This window comes from Microbacterium sp. CPCC 204701 (assembly GCF_004010105.1).
Taxonomy (GTDB): Bacteria; Actinomycetota; Actinomycetes; order Actinomycetales; family Microbacteriaceae; genus Microbacterium.
Map to the genome: position 1 here is coordinate 1 of NZ_RRYE01000294.1, position 3,784 is coordinate 3,784.

The following is a 3,784-nucleotide window of genomic DNA, read 5'->3' on the forward strand; positions in this document are numbered from 1 at the left end:
GGCGCGCCACCTCGCTCGCGCCGAAGCCCGGGCTCGAGCGCGTGGACGGCGACGCCACCGACCGGCCGACCCTCGACCGGGTCCTCCCCGGCCACGACGCCGTGGTCGTCACGCTCGGCATCTCCGAGCCTGTGCTTCGAGTCAGGCTCCGCGGCGCGAAGGGGACGCCCGGCGACGTGCGCTCCCGCGCGACCGACCTGCTGATACGCGCGGCGCGCGAGGCGGGCGTGCGACGCGTGGTCGTGCAGTCGTCGTACGGCGTCGGCGAGACGCGCGAGCTGCTCGGCTTCGTCGACCGCGTCCTGTTCACTCTGCTGATCAAGCCGCAGCTGTTCGACTCCGAGCTGCAGGAGATGCTGCTGCGAGGGTCGGAGCTCGACTGGACCATCGTGCAGCCCGTGTATCTCACCGACGGCGAGTCCACCGAGCGGTTCGTCTCGACCGACGGCAGCCGGCGGGCGCGCAAGGTCGCCCGGCGCGGCGTCGCCGAGGTGCACGCCGACCTCGTCGAGCAGCGCACCATGGTCGGCGCGACGGTATCGGTCTCGGGCTGACGACGCCCGAGACGACGAGGGGGCGGATGCCGCAGCATCCGCCCCCTCGATGCACGACTCGGGTCAGCCGACCGCGATGAGGTCGATGACGAAGATCAGGGTCTTGCCGCCGAGGAAGTGCCCGCCGGCCGGACCGTACGCGAGGTGCGGCGGGATGACGAGCTCGCGGCGGCCGCCGACCTTCATGCCGGGGATGCCGTCCTGCCAGCCCTGGATGAGGCCGCGCAGCGGGAACTGGATGCTCTCGCCCCGGTTCCACGACGAGTCGAACTCCTCTCCGGACTCGTAGTCGACGCCCATGTAGTGGACGGTCACGGTGTCGCCGGGCTTCGCCTCGGCGCCGTCGCCCACGACGATGTCGCGGATGACGAGGTCGGCCGGAGCCGGACCGGTGGGCGCGTCGATCTCGGGCTTGGTGCGGTCTTCAGTCATGCCTCCATCCAACCACCCGACGTGCGTGAGCGCAGTGCGCGTTCGCGGTGAGGGAACGGAGACGTGGTAGGCGCAAAATCAGGAGGCGCTCGCAGAGCGCGTTGCTCGAGCCCTGCCCGCGCCACATCAAGACTCAGCGCCCGGTGCCGCGGCGATGCCTGCGTGTCTACCGAGCGCTGAGTTGACCTGGTTTCAGGATGCAGGGAGCCCGCCGAGGCTGTCAAGACCTACGGCGCGAACATCGCCGCGCGCGTCGCCGAGGTCTTCGCGAGAAGGTCGCGCTCGTCCGACACGGCGTGCGGATCGCGCCCCGTGATCGCCCGCTGGCGGGTCGCCGCGAGCGCGGTGGCGTCCGCGATGAACGTCTTCATGAGCCCGGTGCGGTCACCGCGCAGCGACCTCGCCCACGCCAGTGCCGCCTTGCGGCCGGCCGACGTGGCCAGCATGTCGACCTCCTGCGGCGTGAACCACCCGGCCCCTGCGTACTCCCCCAGGCGGCGGCGCGTGAGGCGCGACTCCTCCCGGCGCAGCGCGATGATCCCCAGGATGAAGCCGGCGAAGAGGGGCACCTGCAGCGTGATGTACAGCGCGAAGAAGTCACCGAACAGCGCGGATCCGTTCCACAGCGCGTGCAGCGCGATCGCTCCGGCGAGCCCGAGCAGCCAGGGTCCGATCGCGTGACCGACGGCGGCGCCGCGACGGGCGGCGAGACCGAGGGCGAAGCCGGTGACGCTCGTGAACATCACATGCGCGAAAGGCGACAGGATGCCGCGCACGAAGAACGTCGCGGTCGTGTCGGCGGCGCCTCCCTCGATGAAGCTGATCGCGAAGTACTGGATGTTCTCGGTGAACGCGAACCCGGCTCCGATCAGCGCGCCGTAGACGATCCCGTCGACCGGGCCGTCGAACGCGCGCCGCGCGGTCGCGAAGATGATGAGGACGCCCAGGCCCTTTGCCAGTTCTTCGACGACCGGAGCCTGCACGACGACGCTGAACGCCTCCCGCAGCGGCGAGCCGTCGTTGCCGATCGCGATCGTGATGAGGAGGTCGACGCCGAGCGCGATGCCGACGGCGGCGATCGCGCCCCACGCGACGGCGAGCGCGAGCAGGCCGCGAGGCTCGGGCTCCCAGCGGTCAACGATCCGCACCGCGAGGACGACGCCAGCGAGCGGCACCAGCGCCAGCAGCATGCCGATGAGAGAGGCGCCCGGACCCAGCGCGTTCAGGAAGTACCCGACGAGCGCGACCAGCACCAGTACGAGCAGGCCCACCAGCCAGATGCTCGCGGTGCGGCCCCGCCGCGGCGCGGCGATTGCCGGCACCTGCACGGGAGCCGGCGACGTCGTCGCGGGCGTGATCGGCACGGGGGCCGCATGGAACGGCTGGGCGAGAGGTGAAGCGAACTCGGGCGGGGTGAGCGAGGGCCGGAGACTGGCGGCACCCTGGTCGTGCGTCATGCGCTCAGCCTAGAGCTGTCGGGCCGGCCGCTTCCGAGTCCAGGATCCTCATCGCTCGGGCCCGTCCTTCCGGGACGCGCGTGCGAGCGGCCCGGTAGGTTGGAGGAATGCGCTTCGCCCACGTCGTCCCCCCGGATTCGGAGGAGCCGAGGCTCGTCACAGTGGATGGCGAAGAGGCCGTGTTCGTCGACGGGCTGTTCGACGGCGCTCCCCGCACCCTGGACGAGCTCGTCACCGGCGGCGACGAGCTGCTGCAGCTGGTGCGCGACACCGCAGGCCGCGGAGAGCGGCATCCGCTCGACGGGGCGCGCTACGCGTCGGCCGTCCTCGCCCCGCCCGTGATCCTCGCGATCGGGCTGAACTACGCGGCCCATTCGACCGAGCTCGGGCTCAAGACGGACTCGACGCCGACGGTCTTCGTGCTGTGGCCCAACTCGCTGGCAGGTCACCAGGGCACGACCGCGTGGCCGCGGTCGCTCAGCGAGTCCGTCGACTACGAGGCCGAGCTCGGTGTCATCATCGGCACGCCTGCGAAGGACGTCTCGCCCGACGAGGCGCTCGGCCACGTGTGGGGCTACACCGTCGTCAACGACATCACCGCGCGCGACATCCAGTACTCCGAGGCGCAGTGGTCGCGCTGCAAGTCCTTCGACGGGTTCACCCCGACCGGCCCGTTCGCGGTCACCGCCGACGAGGTCCCCGACCCGCAGGACCTCCACATCTGGACCGTCCTCGACGGAAATACGATGCAGGACGCCACGACGGGCCAGATGGTGCGGCCGGTGGCGACGCTGATCTCGCACCTGTCGAAGTCGGCCACGCTGCTTCCGGGCACACTCATCTCCACCGGCAGCCCGGGCGGCGCGGGCTACTCGCGCGACCCGCAGGTGTTCCTCCGTGACCGCTCCACCGTGACCGTCGGCATCGACGGCATCGGGTCGCTGACCACGCACTGCCGGATCCTCGACTGAGCGCGCAGAGGGCGGCCCCGCCGTTGCGGGACCGCCCTCTGCAGAAGCGGGGTCAGCTCACGGGCACGTGATCGTGAGACCCGTCGTCGTCTCGTGTGTGCCCGAACCGTACTGGGCGCAGAACTCGGCGATCTGCGCGGCGCCCGCCGCGGCGATACCGATGAGGACGACCGCCAGGATGATCGTGAGGACGAGGAAGACCGACCCCAGGATGATCGCCGCGACCGCCCACCCGTTCTTGTGACCGGCCTTGCGGCTCTGCACGAGCGCGACGATGCCGAGGATCAGTCCGATCAGCGACGCGAAGAACGACACGACGAACGCGACGATGCCGAGCGTCTTGCCGGGGATGGTCGCGGGAGCCGGCGCG

Annotated in this window: 5 protein-coding genes; 2 read left to right on the forward strand and 3 right to left on the reverse strand. The window is 71.0% G+C overall.

All coding sequences use genetic code 11. From position 1 onward, the window contains the following. Positions 1 to 554, forward strand: a 554-nt coding sequence (locus tag EIO58_RS14145) for an NAD(P)-dependent oxidoreductase (RefSeq protein ID WP_164861721.1), incomplete at its 5' end; no start/stop codon positions are given. A 63-nt stretch (positions 555 to 617) separates the two neighbouring features. On the opposite strand, the gene EIO58_RS14150 is transcribed toward EIO58_RS14145, so the two are convergent. Together EIO58_RS14150 and EIO58_RS14155 are read right to left on the reverse strand one after the other, a co-directional pair. Continuing rightward, the gene (locus tag EIO58_RS14150; protein WP_127820071.1) at positions 618 to 986 is read right to left on the reverse strand and encodes an FKBP-type peptidyl-prolyl cis-trans isomerase; all 369 of its coding nucleotides are present in this window, start codon (positions 984 to 986) and stop codon (positions 618 to 620) included. A gap of 227 nt (positions 987 to 1,213) precedes the next feature. After that, positions 1,214 to 2,443 (reverse strand): PrsW family intramembrane metalloprotease, encoded by a 1,230-nt coding sequence (locus tag EIO58_RS14155; RefSeq protein WP_127820072.1) that lies wholly within the window; start codon positions 2,441 to 2,443, stop codon positions 1,214 to 1,216. 107 nt (positions 2,444 to 2,550) lie between these two features. Between EIO58_RS14155 and EIO58_RS14160 the strand changes: the two genes are divergently transcribed. Then, on the forward strand, positions 2,551 to 3,414 hold the full coding sequence (locus EIO58_RS14160) for a fumarylacetoacetate hydrolase family protein (RefSeq protein WP_127820073.1): 864 nt from the start codon (positions 2,551 to 2,553) through the stop codon (positions 3,412 to 3,414). A 57-nt stretch (positions 3,415 to 3,471) separates the two neighbouring features. On the opposite strand, the gene EIO58_RS14165 is transcribed toward EIO58_RS14160, so the two are convergent. After that, positions 3,472 to 3,784: DUF4190 domain-containing protein (locus EIO58_RS14165; RefSeq protein WP_164861722.1), on the reverse strand; the 313-nt coding region annotated here is incomplete at its 5' end.

Coding starts and splice junctions, on each gene's coding strand:
- EIO58_RS14155 (WP_127820072.1), bottom strand. CDS start 2,443: ATGACGCACGACCAGGGTGCCGCCAGTCTCCGGCCCTCGCTCACCCCG.
- EIO58_RS14150 (WP_127820071.1), bottom strand. CDS start 986: ATGACTGAAGACCGCACCAAGCCCGAGATCGACGCGCCCACCGGTCCG.
- EIO58_RS14160 (WP_127820073.1), top strand. CDS start 2,551: ATGCGCTTCGCCCACGTCGTCCCCCCGGATTCGGAGGAGCCGAGGCTC.